Origin of the sequence: Pseudarthrobacter sp. AB1 (assembly GCF_014926485.1) — a bacterium.
Lineage (GTDB): Bacteria > Actinomycetota > Actinomycetes > Actinomycetales > Micrococcaceae > Arthrobacter.
In genome coordinates, this window is record NZ_PZKO01000032.1 from 12,075 (window position 1) to 26,410 (window position 14,336).

General features: G+C 63.8%; 14 protein-coding genes and 2 tRNA genes. 5 read left to right on the top strand and 11 right to left on the bottom strand.

The features are described from left to right. Positions 1–9 precede the first annotated feature (9 nt). A complete protein-coding gene (gene pknB, locus DAD99_RS08725) occupies positions 10–1,959 on the top strand; it encodes a Stk1 family PASTA domain-containing Ser/Thr kinase (protein ID WP_309233233.1) in 1,950 nt (649 codons plus the stop codon). A gap of 102 nt (positions 1,960–2,061) precedes the next feature. Here pknB and DAD99_RS08730 read toward each other — a convergent pair whose 3' ends face one another. Genes DAD99_RS08730 through DAD99_RS08740 form a run of 3 tightly spaced genes read right to left on the bottom strand, consistent with a single transcriptional unit; the run spans position 2,062 to position 3,673 of the window. After that, positions 2,062–2,703: an aminodeoxychorismate/anthranilate synthase component II gene (locus tag DAD99_RS08730; RefSeq protein WP_193341206.1), complete on the bottom strand. Its 642-nt coding sequence runs from the start codon at positions 2,701–2,703 to the stop codon at positions 2,062–2,064. Next, positions 2,700–2,870, bottom strand: a complete 171-nt coding sequence (locus DAD99_RS08735; protein WP_185262063.1) for a hypothetical protein — start codon at positions 2,868–2,870, stop codon at positions 2,700–2,702. Before DAD99_RS08735 ends, DAD99_RS08730 begins: the two co-directional genes overlap by 4 nt. A 2-nt stretch (positions 2,871–2,872) precedes the next feature. Then, positions 2,873–3,673, bottom strand: a complete 801-nt coding sequence (locus tag DAD99_RS08740; RefSeq protein WP_193341207.1) for a class E sortase — start codon at positions 3,671–3,673, stop codon at positions 2,873–2,875. A gap of 175 nt (positions 3,674–3,848) precedes the next feature. On the opposite strand from DAD99_RS08740, the gene DAD99_RS08745 reads away from it, so the two are divergent. Both DAD99_RS08745 and DAD99_RS08750 read left to right on the top strand, forming a co-directional pair. Then, a complete protein-coding gene (locus DAD99_RS08745) occupies positions 3,849–4,103 on the top strand; it encodes a cell division protein CrgA (RefSeq protein WP_185263582.1) in 255 nt (84 codons plus the stop codon). 19 nt (positions 4,104–4,122) lie between these two features. Next, positions 4,123–4,755 (top strand): DNA-3-methyladenine glycosylase I, encoded by a 633-nt coding sequence (locus DAD99_RS08750; protein WP_227007834.1) that lies wholly within the window; start codon positions 4,123–4,125, stop codon positions 4,753–4,755. A 1,056-nt stretch (positions 4,756–5,811) separates the two neighbouring features. Here DAD99_RS08750 and DAD99_RS08755 read toward each other — a convergent pair. After that, the gene (locus DAD99_RS08755; RefSeq protein WP_193341208.1) at positions 5,812–6,693 is read right to left on the bottom strand and encodes a rhomboid family intramembrane serine protease; all 882 of its coding nucleotides are present in this window, start codon (positions 6,691–6,693) and stop codon (positions 5,812–5,814) included. A gap of 7 nt (positions 6,694–6,700) precedes the next feature. Continuing rightward, positions 6,701–7,246, bottom strand: coding sequence for a peptidylprolyl isomerase (locus DAD99_RS08760; protein ID WP_185262060.1), 546 nt, complete (start codon positions 7,244–7,246; stop codon positions 6,701–6,703). Between the two features lie 155 nt (positions 7,247–7,401). Between DAD99_RS08760 and DAD99_RS08765 the strand changes: the two genes are divergently transcribed. Together DAD99_RS08765 and DAD99_RS08770 are read left to right on the top strand one after the other, a co-directional pair. Next, entirely contained in the window at positions 7,402–8,385 is a 984-nt protein-coding gene (locus DAD99_RS08765) for a hypothetical protein (protein WP_193341209.1), read from the top strand. A gap of 137 nt (positions 8,386–8,522) precedes the next feature. Then, complete coding sequence (locus DAD99_RS08770; protein WP_193341210.1) at positions 8,523–9,398, top strand: glycosyltransferase family 2 protein; 876 nt, start codon at positions 8,523–8,525, stop codon at positions 9,396–9,398. A gap of 33 nt (positions 9,399–9,431) precedes the next feature. Here the strand turns inward: DAD99_RS08770 and DAD99_RS08775 are convergent, their stop codons facing one another. From DAD99_RS08775 to gyrA, 6 genes are all read right to left on the bottom strand, one after another. Next, positions 9,432–10,376 (bottom strand): DMT family transporter, encoded by a 945-nt coding sequence (locus DAD99_RS08775; protein ID WP_193341211.1) that lies wholly within the window; start codon positions 10,374–10,376, stop codon positions 9,432–9,434. Between the two features lie 71 nt (positions 10,377–10,447). Next, positions 10,448–10,523 (bottom strand) — tRNA-Ala (locus DAD99_RS08780). A gap of 72 nt (positions 10,524–10,595) precedes the next feature. Further along, positions 10,596–10,712 carry a DLW-39 family protein gene (locus tag DAD99_RS21650; RefSeq protein ID WP_309233234.1) on the bottom strand — a complete coding sequence of 39 codons (117 nt, stop codon included), beginning with the start codon at positions 10,710–10,712 and terminating at the stop codon, positions 10,596–10,598. Positions 10,713–10,781: 69 nt separating this feature from the next. Continuing rightward, positions 10,782–10,855: transfer RNA gene (locus DAD99_RS08785), tRNA-Ile, on the bottom strand. 99 nt (positions 10,856–10,954) lie between these two features. Further along, positions 10,955–11,623, bottom strand: a complete 669-nt coding sequence (locus tag DAD99_RS08790; protein WP_193341212.1) for a DUF3566 domain-containing protein — start codon at positions 11,621–11,623, stop codon at positions 10,955–10,957. Further along, positions 11,620–14,298 (bottom strand): DNA gyrase subunit A, encoded by a 2,679-nt coding sequence (gyrA, locus tag DAD99_RS08795; RefSeq protein ID WP_193341213.1) that lies wholly within the window; start codon positions 14,296–14,298, stop codon positions 11,620–11,622. Before gyrA ends, DAD99_RS08790 begins: the two co-directional genes overlap by 4 nt. Between the last annotated feature and the right edge of the window lie 38 nt (positions 14,299–14,336).

Genomic DNA, 14,336 nt, shown 5'->3' on the forward strand with positions numbered 1-14,336 from the left:
TGACTGACAGTGAATGACTCACCCCGCACTCCGCTGCACCGGGAGGACAGCCTCCCGGTGGACAATCAGCGCGTCCTGAGCGGCCGCTACGAACTCGGCGGAATGATCGGCCGCGGGGGAATGGCGGATGTCCACCGCGGAGTCGATACGAGGTTGGGCCGGACAGTCGCCGTCAAGCTTCTCCGCCCGGACATGGCCAGGGATCCGCAGTTCCAGGCGCGGTTCAAACGCGAAGCGCAGTCCGTAGCGGCGCTGAACCACCCCTCCATCGTGGCTATTTACGACACCGGCGAACACACCGTTCAGGATGGCTCGGACGACAGTGTCCGGGTGCCCTATATCGTGATGGAGTTTGTCGAAGGCAGGACCATCCGAGACCTGATCCGGGCCAAGGAAGTCAGCATCGACCAGGCCATCGACTTTTGCCTGGGCGTGCTCTCTGCACTCGAATATAGCCACAAGGCAGGCATCGTCCACCGCGACATTAAACCCGCCAATGTGATGATCTGCGAAGGCTCCAATTCCGTGAAGGTCATGGACTTCGGAATTGCCCGGGCCATCGCCGATTCATCGGCCACCATGACGCAGACCCAGGCCGTGGTGGGCACTGCCCAATATCTCTCGCCCGAGCAGGCCCGGGGCGAAACGGTGGATGCGCGCAGCGACCTCTACTCGGCTGCCTGCCTGCTCTACGAAATGCTCACCGCCCGGCCGCCTTTCGTTGGTGACAGCCCCGTCTCCGTGGCGTACCAGCACGTCAGGGAGATTCCGGAGCCAGCCAGCACTGTGAACCCGGAGGTTTCGGCCGCCTTGGACAGTGTCCTGGCCAAGGCGTTGCAGAAGAACCGGACGGACCGTTTCCAGGACGCAGCTGCCTTCCGGCGTGCGCTGCGCGCCGCGCGGGCGGGCGTGTCCGTGCCCGCACTGGCCGCAACCGAAGCCCCCACCGATCCCAACGACCACGTCCCGGCGCCGGAACGCCCGCCCGTGACAGAGGCCTTCGGGCTCACCGGTGCAGGTTTCCTCGACGATGTTCCCACCGGCCGGCAGCGCAACGCGGACGACACCCGCACTGACGGGAGATTGCCCGTCATGGCCGACGCACACGAACCGTCAGATGTCGACGAACTTCCCCTGGGCTTCGCACCGGAACGTGAGCGGACCGCCCGGCAGAAGTCCCGTCGTCGTACGTGGATGTCTATCCTGGTGATCTTCACCCTGCTGATCCTTGGCGGCGGCGGTTTCTGGCTGTACAGCATCGTCAACCGGCCTGCGCCCCCGCCGCCCCAGGTGGAGGTCCCGGCGGTGGCGTCGCTGACGGAATCGGCGGCGCTGCAGGAACTTTATGGTGCCAACCTGCGTCCGCAGATCAAACGGAACAAACACGAGACCATACCCAGCGGGACGGCCATCGGCACTGACCCGGTGGCCGGGACCTCGGTTAATCCCAATGCGGAGGTGATCCTGAACATCTCTGAGGGCCCAAGCGCCGTCAAGATTCCGGAAACCCTTCCGGGCCAAACGGAAGCAGCGGCCCGGGACATCCTGCGCCAGAACGGCTTGCAGGGCGCCGCGTCCACCACCACCGCTAACAGCGCCACCGTTCCTGCCGGCAGGGTGATTACCACCAGTCCGGCGCCCGGTCAGATGGTGGGTGTGGGCACCCAGGTGGAGATCGTGATTTCCACCGGCAAGGTGGCCATGCCAGAACTGCGCGGTCGCACGCGTGCCGAGGCGGAAACGGCGCTGAAGGACCTTGGTCTGGTCCCCAATGTCCAGGAAGTGGAGAACTCCCAGGTGGAGGCCGGCCGGGTCACAGATCAAAGTGACCCGGTGAACGCCGCCGTCGATCAGGGCAAGACGGTCAATATTGTGGTGGCAAAGGAACCGGCCCCGCCGCCCACACCAACGCCAACCGCCACGCCGACCGCCACGCCCACAGCGACCAAAAAGGGCTAAGCCTCCAACCCGCTCCTTGGAACAACGCGGGGTCACTTCTCGCCCATGTTCCCCTCGGGGATGGGCGGGAAGTGACCCCGCGTTGTTCGAAGGTGGCGCCTGTCAGTGCTGGATGAGCGGGCTCAGCGTAGCGGCACGGGCGGCGGCCCCCGCCATGCCCAGGGACTCAAGCCAGTTGCCCAGCATCTGGTAACCGCCTTCGGTCAGGACCGACTCAGGGTGGAACTGCACGCCGCACAGCGGTGCAGTGCGGTGCTGCAGGCCCATCACGACGCCGGTCGCTGTTTCCGCGGTGATCTCGAGAACGTCGGGAATGGTGTCCCTTACCGCTGCCAGCGAGTGGTAGCGCGTCGCTGTCACGGGGGAGGGGAGTCCGGCGAAGACGCTGGTGCCGTTGTGCTCCACCAGCGACGTCTTGCCGTGCATCAGCTCCGGCGCATGGGTCACCGTGCCGCCGTAGGCTTCAGCCAGGGCCTGATGGCCCAGGCACACACCGAACATCGGCTTGTTGTTCTGGCCGCACCACTTGATCAGCTCAATGCACACACCCGCCTCCGCTGGGTTTCCCGGGCCGGGTGAGATGAGGACGCCGTCGCGCGTGTGGGCCATCTCGATGGCGTCAGCGAGGGTCACGTCGTCATTGCGGACAACTGTGGTCTCGGCGCCGAGCTCCTGGAGGTAGCCCACCAGGGTATAAACGAAGCTGTCGTAGTTGTCTACGACCAGGATTTTAGTTGTGGTCATGGCTGGCTTGCAGAACCAATCGTTGAGTCGGTGAATGCGGTGAACCCGGACATCCAGGGGAACAGAAACTGAACCATCAGGATCAGTGCGCCGGAGATGAGAACCAGCGACGTGATGATCCGCAGCCAGAGGGGGCCCGGAAGGTGGCGGAAAATCCAGCCGTACATATTCAGTTTCCTCCAACGGCTGCCGCCACCTGGGCGGCGATCTCGGCCGGCGGCCCCGCCGAAGCAGGCCGCCAGCTGTCCAGCAGCGCGTAGGCGATGATACGTTCCTCGGCGCCGAAACGCGGATTGCAACTGGTCATGGTGAGGAAGCTTTCGGTGGGAGTGACGCCGGGGCGCGTGGGGACCGGTTCCAAGACATCGGTCCGGGACGGCATCACAATCTGGTTGTTGCGAAAGACATAGATGTAATAGCCGTCCTTGGTCTGGACGTAGATTTTGTCCCCCGGAACAAGGGTGTGGATGTTGTCCAGGACGGCCCCATGGGTCTGCCTGTGACCGGCGACGGCGAAGTTCCCGACGGCGCCCGGCATCGCCGTGTTGGCGTAATGGCCGAGCCCCAGCGTATCCAGGACATCCCCGGAGGTGCCCTGCACAATGGGCCGGGTGTAGTTCGGGCCAAACCGCGGGATGTACATGATGCCGATGGTGCCGGCATGGCCCGGCGCCGGGGAAACGGCTGGAGTGCCATAGTCCACGGGCGCTGCCGTGGGGTCCGGTTCCGGGGCTGCGGGCACCGTACCGCGGAGCCCCTGGGCGAATTCCTTGATGACCGCGCTCTGCTTGGCGTCGGATTCGATGTTGGTCCACCACAGCTGCCAGCCCACAAAGAGCAGGAGAACAATGCCGGCCGTGATGAGCAGCTCGCCGAGCACCTGCACGGTCCCACGCAGAATGGAAGCGCGGGCGGGTGCCGCACGGGCGGGCCTCCTGGCGGCGCGCCTCGCCTTTTCCTGCAATACCACGCGTTCTCCTCCGGGGTGGCCGCGATGGGCATTTGAGTGCCCTGAACTACGGCTAGAATTGACTGCTAGTAAGAATCCAGATTTGACCAAGATCGCGCAGACCGCTGGCAACTTCCTTCTTGCAGGATATCAAGCCCGCGACGCCGAGCTTGCTCCAGTCCGCCAAGGAGAGCACGTGCCCGAGTCAAAGCCTCGCAAGAAGACTTCCAGCGCCGCGCAGCCCGCTTCCGGGGCGCAGACGTATAAGCCCAACGCTGTCTGGTTCAAGCCGGTGATGTTCGGCCTGATGATCATCGGACTCTTCTGGATCATCACGTTTTACATCAGCGAGGGCCGGTTCCCTGTCCAGGCCTGGGAGTCGTGGAACATTATGGCCGGCTTCGGCATTGCCATCATTGGCTTCCTGATGACCACGCGCTGGCGTTCCTGACGCTGACCGCAGGACCCACATGACTCCCGCGGCCGCCGCCCAGCCACGGAACGAGGGTATGTACGGAACTGTCCTGGGCGACGACGGCCTCGTTCGTCCGCCGTGGGCGGCCGTGGATCCGCTGTTGCGCGAGTACTACGACTCCGAATGGGGCCTGCCCATCCGGGACGAACAGGGCCTCTACGAGCGCATCTGTCTTGAGGGCTTCCAGGCAGGCCTCTCCTGGGCCACGATCCTGCGAAAGCGCCCTGCCTTCCGTCAGGCTTTCCACGACTTCCAGCCGGACGCTGTCGCCGCGTTTACGGAAGCGGATGTTGAGCGCCTGCTCCAGGATCCCGGCATCGTCCGAAACCGGCTCAAGGTCCGGGCCACTATCGCCAATGCCCAGGCCACCATCACGCTGCGCGAGCGGGAAGGCCTGGTTGCCTTCGTCTGGCAGTTCCAGCCCACAACCACTCCCCAGCCGGTCACGCACGCGGAGATCCCCACGCAGTCACCGGAATTGGTGGCGCTGTCCAAGGCGCTGCGGACGCAAGGGTTCTCGTTCGTTGGCCCCACCACCATGTTCGCCCTGATGGAAGCCATCGGCATGGTGGACACCCATCTTCTGGGCAGTCACCGGCGCGGTTCCTCAGGCGTCTGGCAGGGTTGACCGGCAACGGCGCTGGTGAGCGGGGCGCACCCACCGCCAGCTGACCGGGCATTCCTCCGGGGTAAGTTCTCCCCAGCTGTTGGGAAAGTTATCCACATTGTGCATAACTTTCTCGGAGCCGAAAGCAATGCCCTCCCGTGCAGGCCATGGTCCACGGGACCCTGATCCAAGTCGCTCGGGACGAACAGTTATTAACAGTGTGGATTAGCTGTGGATAATCGACCCCGCTCAGCGGTCGCGGCGAACCGGTGGTGACTGGTGATTGATACGCGGTTGAAGGCGATGCTGATCACCAGCCAGCTGACCACCGTAAATTCATCGGCGCTGCGGTGCTGACGGGCATAGCCTTCTTCAGGCTCGGTGGTGCGAGGGTCCTGCGGTCAATCCCGGCCGCGTCTGCGGCTTCGCGCACTTTCCGCCCCAACCCGTTGAGGGCACGCTATACCGCGGGGTGCTGCTTATCGAGGTAGATGTGCTGGGTTGTGGCGTTCGGTTGCTGCGCCCGAATACCCTCGCACGGACAGGTGTTTTCCACTTACTAACAATGGACTACCCACAACTTATCCACAGTTGTGGACAACAATCCACAGAACGGGTTGGGGCGCCCACCCTCGATGCCCCAGCCCGGGAAACTCCGAAGGTTAACTACATGTCCGTAAGTTGTTATCGCTGTGAATAACCCTGTTGATACGGGCAGGGTAAATCCCCTCGTGCAGGGCTGTGCTGCCGGAAACGGCCGAGTTATCCACAGGTCGGGTCTAGGAGGCGGGTTTTTCCACTTAACCACAGGCACATCCCCAGGGGTTATCCACAATTGTGGACAACGGGAGGATCAAATCCGGGAAATGGCCGGACATCCGGGCCCAGGGAAACATCAAAATCCTGAACTACACCCGTGTAAGTTACCAACAGTGTGGATAAGCCCTGTGGATAACACTGAGTGCAGACCGTAGCCTGCGACTGCCGCGGCCTGCTGGGCGCAGCGAAGACCCCGGTGTCCAATGGGACACCGGGGTCTTGAAAGGACTCCGGAGGTGGGTCGGTGGACCCGGGCAGTCAGCCCGCCGTAACGCGGAGCCAGCTCACCAGGGCCAGCAGGAGAACCACTCCGGCCAGCCCGGCCGCGTGCAGCAGGCGCTGCCGAGGGCCACGGGGCGTGTAAGCAATCACGGCAGCGCAAAGGGCGCCGGTGACAAGGCCGCCCAGGTGGGCCTGCCAGGCGATCTGGGGGACCACAAATCCGATCACGCCGTTGATGGCGATCAGGATCCACAACTGCCGCGTATCCCCGCCGCGGTGCCGCTGCACCAGAAGCATCGCGCCGAAGAGTCCAAAGATGGCGCCCGAGGCGCCCACCACGCCGGCAAGAGGCACGCCAGGTACATAGCCGGGGGTCAGAAGAAGGTAGCCAACGGACCCCCCGATGGCAGAGATGAGATAAACCGCCAGGAACCGAACCCGGCCCAGAAGCGGTTCGAGTGCCTGGCCGAAAATCCACAGCATGTACATGTTCAGCACGATGTGAAGGATGAATCCCTGTGAGTGCAGGAATGCCGCCGTCAGCATCCGCCAGGGTTCGAACTGACCAAATTCGGGGCTGGCAAACACATTGGCGAACGCCAGGTTCTGGTAGATCCACTCGTCGGGAACTATCCATTGCAGAACGTACATCACCGCACACAGGGCGATAATTCCAAACGTCACCACCGGTTTGCCGGTTGCCACGGCGCCGCCGTAGACAGTCTTGACGGCCGGCGTCGTCCGCTTGCTTTCGTTGACGCAGTCAACACACTGGAATCCGACGGCGGCCGCCCGCTGGCAGTCCGGGCACGCTGGGCGCCCGCAGCGCTGGCAGCGCACATAGGAGGGCCTGTCCGGGTGCCTGGGGCACACCGGAATTTGCGCGGACGGCTCAGCCGCCGGAATTCCGTAGCTCATGTGATGGCTAGAGCTGCTCGATGTCGATGCTGTTGATGGTGACGTCCTCAACCGGGCGGTCGCCCATGCCGGTGCGGACGCCCTCGATGGCGTCGACGACCTTCTTGGAGTCCTCGTCAGCAACCTCGCCGAAGATGCTGTGCTTGCCCTGCAGCCAGTCGGTGGGGATGGTGGTGATGAAGAACTGTGAGCCGTTGGTGCCCTTGCCCGCCTGGATGCCGGCGTTGGCCATGGCCAGTTTGTACGGGGCGTTGAAGCTGAGTTCAGGGTGGATTTCGTCGTCGAACTTGTAGCCCGGTCCGCCCACGCCGCGGCCCAGCGGATCGCCGGCCTGGATCATGAAGTCCTTGATGATGCGGTGGAAGATGGTGCCGTCGTACAGCGGCGTGCCCGTCTTGTCCTCGCCGGTTTCGGGGTGGGTCCAGGCCTGCTCACCGGTGGCCAGGCCAACGAAGTTCTTGACCGTCTTCGGCGCATGGTTGCCGAAGAGATCAACGACGATGTCGCCGAGGCTGGTGTGGATGGTTGCTTTTGCAGTTGCGATTGCAGTCATAACGCCCATTCTTTCACGGCAGGTCAACGCGGAAGGGGCAGGACGAGCAGTTCCGCGCTGGGTGAAATCAGCCGGAAATCCGCTGGAAGAATAGCCCGTGCAGGCCATGGCACGTAGGCTAACAACAGAACCGTCACATTAATCGGGAGGTAGTTGTGAAGAAATCGGATCGTATTGCCCGTGACCTTGAACAGTCAGTTAACAGCGCAGTTGAGAACGCCAAGGACTGGGCATCCCCCCGCGTGGAAGCAGCAGTGGATTGGGCAGTTCCCCGCCTGCAGCATGGCCTGGACACCGCATCTCCCAGAATCCAGGAAGGGCTCAAGACCGCGGCCCACAACCTTGCCGACGGCGTCGCAACAGTGACACCGCGCATCCAGGAGGGACTGGCCCAGCTCGCCCCGAAAATTCACGACGCCGTGGAGGTCGCCACGCCGCGCCTGCACGAGGCACTGGACAAGGCCACTCCCGTTATCCAGAACGCCCGGGACCGCGTGGTGGTGGAATACCTGCCGCGCCTTTCGGACCAGATCGGCCACGCGTCCGACGCCGTGCACCGCACTTTGGAAAGCGCGCCGTCCCACGTGGACGCCGTCGCCCAGCGGCTTGCCGATTCCGGCGTCGTGCATTCCCTCCAGGAACAGGCGCAGACGGCCGGCACCCAGCTGAAGGCCGCCGCGCATGAAGCTGGTAAGGCTGTCGGCGTCCAGATCGCCCAGCCCCAGAAGCCCAAGAAGCGCGGCTGGCTGGTGTTCGGCATCATCGCCGCGGCCGTCGCCGCCGGCGTCGCGGCCTGGAAAGCCTCCAAGCCCGTGGAAGATCCGTGGAAGACCCCTTCTCCTGTCACCCCCACTCCGGCGCCGGTTCCCGCCACCACCGTGAACGACGCCAAGGACACGGCCGAGGACGCAGCCAGCAAGACCGCAGCCGCCGCGGCTTCGGCCGCTGACGCCGTGGCCGACCAGGCACAGGATGCTGCAACGGACGCGAAGGACACCGTGGACGACGCCGCCGAGAAGGCCAAGCACGTCGCCGACGAATCGGCAGACGCGGCAGCCAAGGCATCCACCGATGCCAAGACCGCCATCAAGAACATCGCGGCCAACATGAACGGTTCCGCGGACAAGGGCAGCAACTAGCGCTTCCGGCGCCGCAGCGCCGTCCATACGAAGGGGCTCCGCCTGGCGCGGGGCCCTTTCAGCGTTTTCCCAGTGTTTGTGCGGACCGGACCCAGCCGCTGGCAGGTCAAATCCCGATCGGTGCTAAATTTGATCTGATGTCAGCCGATAAATCCTCTGGGGATGCCTTGAACGACGCAGCACAGCTGCCGTGCGTGTCCATTGTTATCCCGGCCTACAACGAGGAAAGTGTCATCCGGCAGTGTCTCATCGCTGCGGTGTACCAGTCGGTGCCGGCCCACGAGATCATCGTGGTGGACAACCTCTCCACTGACCGCACCGCCGCCATCGTGGCGCAGATGCAGCTGGAGTATCCGGAAAGTCCCATCATCCTGCTCAGCCAGGACCTGGACCAGGGCCTGATTCCCACCCGGAATTTTGGCCTCAACCACGCCACCGGCGACATCCTGGGACGCATTGACGCGGATTCGGTTGTCGAGCCGGACTGGGTTGAACAGGTCCAGAAGGCCTTTTTTGACCCGTCAGTCCAGGCAGCCACCGGACCCGTGGTCTACTACGACATGCCGATGCGGCGGTTCGGGCTCAAGGCAGACGACAAGATGCGCCAGCTGATGCTCAAGCTCGCCAAGCACCAGTACCACTTCCTGTTCGGCTCCAACATGGCCCTGCGCGCCACCGCATGGGAAACCATCCGCGACGAAACCTGCCGTGACGAGAAGGACGAGATGCACGAGGACATCGACCTCTCCCTGCACCTCGCCGACCACGAACTCAAGGTCCAGTACTGGCCCCAGATGGTCTCCGGGATGTCCGCCCGCCGGCTCGAGGATTCACCGCGGGACTACCGGTATTACGTGACCCGCTTCGACCGCACGTACAAGGCGCACAACGTCAAGAAAATGGCCCTCAAGGCACCCATGGTGGTGTTCTTCTCGGTTTACTTCCCGGCGAAGCTCCTGCGGGCGATCCACACGGTCAACACCGCCCAGCCTGTCCGCCGCGGCGGGCAGTAAGCTCGCCCCCAAGTCCTGCCTCGAGGGCCTGCCTCAGTCCGTTCCAAGGTCAGCCAGACGGCCCGACTGCGGCTCATCCGCATGCGGGCCGGAGCTATCCCGACGTATCCGTGAACCTGACCTCTGTCCCAGAACCACGACGGCGAGCCCCACCAGGATGAACCCCAATCCGCCGTACGTGCCGGCCGGCAGGGTCTCGTCCAGGAAGACGGCGGCCAGCACGGCTGCGCCGGGGATCTCCAGCAGGATTATCATCGACACCAGCAGCGGGCTCATCGTGGCCAGCAGGTGATTGAAGGCGGTGTGGCCCACTAGTTGGGCGCACACGGTGATGGCCAGGATCCCTACCCAGCCAACGGAGTCGAACCCCACCAGCGGCTGGCCGCTGAAGAGCGCCAGTACCGCCACAACGGCCGCGCACATCCCATAGCAGAGCGTGGTGTACGTTCCCGTGGTCATGGTCTGGCGGGCCTTGCCGCCTGCAAGCGTGTAGAGGCCGGCCAGGGCTCCGCCAGCGACGGCCAGCAGGTCGCCCAGAAGCGCGTCCGGTGAGGAACCCATGTCGAACCCGGTGATGGTGACAACGCCAGCAAAGGCGATCCCGAGCCCTACCAGCACCTGCCAGCGGTGCCTGGTGCCGCGGAAGATCTGGAATACGGCGATCCAGGCCGACTGCAGGCAGACCAGGGCGGTGGCAGCAGCCACGGAGGTGAGCTGGAGAGACGTGATGAAGCAGGCAAAGTGCAGGGCCAGGGCGACGGCGGCGAACAGCGACCAGCGGAACTCGGGACCGGTGATCCGGCCGAACTGCCGGGGTTCGCGGACCAGGGTGGGGGTAGCCATCACTGCGGCCCCGATGGCATTGCGCCAGAAGGCGATGGCGAGGGCGCTGGCGGTGGTGGCACCGAGGGTGGCGGCGATCAACGGCCCGGACGAAGCTACGCCCAGGACCCCAAGGGCCGCAAGAAGGAGGTTCACCGTTCAACCTTACTGTTCTGCGTTAACGAAAAAAGTCCCGGACAGCTTTTCAGCTGTCCGGGACTTCCTTATGGTGGAGGCACGGGGACTCGAACCCCGAACCCCCTGCTTGCAAAGCAGGTGCGCTACCAATTGCGCCATGCCCCCATAAGAAGCAACCCGTCAATCATACCCTAGAACCGTGGAGCCTTTTGCAAGCTCCCGGTCCGGGACTCCGGCCTATTCGACCTTGTCGGTCAACTGGCTCCAGACTGTCTTCCGGGCCTCGGACTCCTGTGCTTTCCTGTAGAGCAGGATGCCTGCGATCGCAGCTGCAAGTACCAGCAACTTCTTCACATGCTCCCCTTTCCGGTCCCGCTTGCCGTGAAGCAAACCAAACCTTCCTTCGAACCTGCACAGGTTCCGTGGGCGTACCAGGACTTGAACCTGGGACCTCTTCGTTATCAGCGAAGCGCTCTAACCGCCTGAGCTATACGCCCCGATGCCTCATCGGGCCGAGACATGACTTTACAGCACATCCCGGCCCGATCTCAAATCGAGGCATTTCGCCGGAGAATTTCCGGTGAAAATACGGGTTTTCAGTCGTCCGTGAGGGTGACACCGATGCCGCCAACGAGCGTTGCGGAGATGTTGTAAAGCACCGCTGAGAGCATGGACAGCGCCGTCAGCAGGACGACGTTCACCACTGCGATGATCGTGGCAAAGGAAGCCACCTGCCCCAGGGATGCGACCTTCTTCAGTTCGAACCCGCCGCCTTCGGAGCCTGCCAGGGTGCCCAGGAGGCTATCCACCTGGTCAAAGATTCCGGTGAGGTCCAGGACCGTCCAGAGGACGATCGCGGCCACGACAGTGACGATTCCCAGCGCCACCGACAGGAGGAATGCCATCTTCAGGACCGACCAGGGATCCACCTTGCTCACCAGCAGCCGTGCACGCCTGACCTTGGCCTTGGGTGCAGGCTTGACCAGGCCGGGCTGGCCCTGCGGAGACCGGCCCTGCACGGGGCGCTGGCTGGTCTGTGCTGCCGGCGGCCTGCCCTGCCCTGCACGCTGGCCGTTCTGGCCTGCCGGAACCCGATCCTGCGCAGGGCGCTGGCCGGGAACGGCGGGACGCTGGCCCGGCGCGGCGGTAGGGGCCGCTGGGCGCTGCTGCGGACGGACAGGGTTGTTCACCCGTGGTGCGGCCACGGGCGGCGTACCGCCGGGGACGTTGCGGCTCGGTTTGGGATATGAGTCGGGATTACTCACTCGTTACCTCCGGTGTAGTCTTCGTTCGGCTCAGCGTCGCCGGAGACGTGCTCTGACTCAACATCCGGTGATGTTTCTGCTGTTGATGCTGACCCTGCGGATCCTTCGGCGGACCCGGCCTCTTCAGCCAACGTTACGTCATCGTCCGCGGATTCTTCGCCCTCGAGGCCGCGTTCGCTGTTCCTGGCCACCTCAATGATGCGGTCATTCTTGTCCGGCTTCGCGAAGATAACGCCCATGGTGTCGCGGCCCTTGGCAGGTACGCCGGCCACCGATGAACGGACAACCTTGCCGCCTTCCATGACCACCAGGACTTCGTCCTCTTCCTGGACAATCAGGGCGCCTACGAGGTGGCCCCGTTCCTCCTGGTACTTGCCCACCTTGATGCCGAGGCCGCCGCGGCCTTGCAGGCGGTATTCCTCCACCGCGGTGCGTTTGGCGTATCCGCCCTCAGTGACGACAAAAACAAAGGAACCGTCCGTGACGACGTCCGCCGCCAGCAGTTCATCGTCCTCGCGGAACTTCATCCCGGTGACACCGGACGTGGCCCGGCCCATGGGACGCAAGGCATCGTCGGTGGCGGTGAAGCGGATGGACTGTCCCATGCGGGACACCAGCATGAGGTCATCCGTTTCGGAGACCAGCTGGGCGGATACCAGTTCGTCCTCGTCGCGCAGGTTGATCGCGATGACGCCGGCGGAACGGTTGGTGTCGTAGTCCTCCAGGCGGGTCTTCTTGACCAGTCCGCGCTTGGTGGCCAGCACCAGGTAAGGGGCCTGCTGGTAGTCCCTGATGTCCAGGACCTGGGCGATGTGTTCGTCCGGCTGGAAAGCCATCAGGTTGGCAACGTGCTGGCCCTTGGCATCACGGCCGGCCTCCACCAGTTCATAGGCCTTCGCACGGTATACCCGGCCGAGGTTGGTGAAGAACAGGAGCCAGTGGTGCGTGGTGGTCACGAAGAAGTGCTCCACTACGTCGTCGCCTCGGAGTTGGGCGCCCTTGATGCCCTTGCCGCCGCGCTGCTGCGACCGGTAGTTGTCGCTGCGTGTGCGCTTGACGTAACCGCCGCGGGTGATGGTGACAACCATTTCCTCTTCGGGGATCAGGTCCTCCATGGACATGTCACCGTCGAAGCCCATCAGGATCTTGGTCCGGCGGTCATCGCCGTGTTTGGCCACGATCTCGCCCAGCTCGGTGCTGATGATTCCGCGCTGTCGTTCCTCGGAGGCAAGGATCGAGTTGTACTCGGCGATCAGGGCCTCGAGTTCGGAATGGCGGTCCTGGATCTTCTGGCGTTCCAGGGCTGCAAGGCGGCGCAGCTGCATGTCCAGGATGGCCCGGGCCTGCAGTTCGTCGATGTCCAGCAGCTGCATCAGTCCGTCGCGCGCGGCTTCGGTGGTGTTGGACGCCCGGATGAGTGCAATGACTTCGTCCAGAGCGTCCAAGGCCTTCAGGAGGGCACGCAGGATATGCGCCTCTTCTTCGGCCTTGCGCAGGCGGTAACGGGTGCGGCGCGCAATAACGTCCAGCTGGTGCGTTACCCAGTGGCGGATGAACGCGTCCAGGCTCAGCGTGCGAGGAACCCCGTCCACGATGGCCAGCATGTTGGCGGAGAAGTTGCTCTGCAGCTCTGTGTGCTTGTAGAGGTTGTTCAGCACCACCTTGGCCACGGCGTCGCGCTTGAGAACAATGACCAGCCGTTGGCCGGTGCGGCCGGAGGTCTCGTCGCGGAGGTCCGCAATACCGGAGATCTTCCCGTCCTTGACCAGTTCGGCGATCTTGATGGCCAGGTTGTCCGGGTTGGCCTGGTACGGCAGTTCGGTGACAACCAGGCACGTCCGGCCCTGGAGTTCCTCAACGTTGACCACGGCGCGCATGGTGACGGATCCGCGGCCCGTCCGGTACGCGTCCTCGATGCCCCTGTGGCCGAGAATGGTCGCGCCGGTCGGGAAATCCGGTCCCTTGATACGGAGCAGCAGCTCTTCGAGCAGTTCTTCGCGGCTGGCAGTCGGGTTGGCCAGGTACCACTGGACGCCGTCCGCCACCTCGCGAAGGTTGTGCGGCGGAATGTTGGTGGCCATGCCCACGGCAATGCCGGAAGAACCGTTGACCAGCAGGTTGGGGAAACGCGACGGCAGGATGGTGGGTTCCTGGTTTTTGCCGTCGTAGTTGTCCTGGAAGTCGACAGTTTCCTCGTCGATGTCCCGGACCATCTCCATAGCCAGCTGGGACATTTTCGTTTCGGTGTATCGCGGGGCAGCGGCACCGTCATTGCCAGGCGAACCGAAGTTACCCTGACCCAGGGCCAGCGGGTAGCGCATGGTCCAGTCCTGGATCAGGCGGACCAGCGCATCGTAGATCGCGGTGTCGCCGTGGGGGTGGTACTGGCCCATGACCTCGCCCACCACACGGGCGCATTTGTTGAATGACCGTTCCGGCCGGTAGCCGCCATCGAACATCGCGTACAGCACGCGGCGGTGCACGGGTTTGAGGCCATCGCGCACGTCGGGAAGGGCGCGGCCCACAATAACGGCCATGGCGTAGTCCAGATACGAGCGCTGCATTTCCGTCTGCAGGTCCACCTGCTCCACACGGTCAACCAGCACATCGCCTTCAAGAACGGTTTCCGGAAGATCGGCGGATTCCGCCGGGTTCTCGGGTGTCTCGTCACTCATCGTTTATATTTTCCGTTTCAGGTATATGTCGGGCTTGG

Coding starts and splice junctions, on each gene's coding strand:
- DAD99_RS08735 (WP_185262063.1), bottom strand. CDS start 2,870: ATGTACGGCTGGATTTTCCGCCACCTTCCGGGCCCCCTCTGGCTGCGG.
- DAD99_RS08755 (WP_193341208.1), bottom strand. CDS start 6,693: ATGAGCTACGGAATTCCGGCGGCTGAGCCGTCCGCGCAAATTCCGGTG.
- gyrA (WP_193341213.1), bottom strand. CDS start 14,298: ATGAGTGACGAGACACCCGAGAACCCGGCGGAATCCGCCGATCTTCCG.
- DAD99_RS08750 (WP_227007834.1), top strand. CDS start 4,123: ATGACTCCCGCGGCCGCCGCCCAGCCACGGAACGAGGGTATGTACGGA.
- DAD99_RS08760 (WP_185262060.1), bottom strand. CDS start 7,246: ATGACTGCAATCGCAACTGCAAAAGCAACCATCCACACCAGCCTCGGC.
- DAD99_RS08770 (WP_193341210.1), top strand. CDS start 8,523: ATGTCAGCCGATAAATCCTCTGGGGATGCCTTGAACGACGCAGCACAG.
- DAD99_RS08730 (WP_193341206.1), bottom strand. CDS start 2,703: ATGACCACAACTAAAATCCTGGTCGTAGACAACTACGACAGCTTCGTT.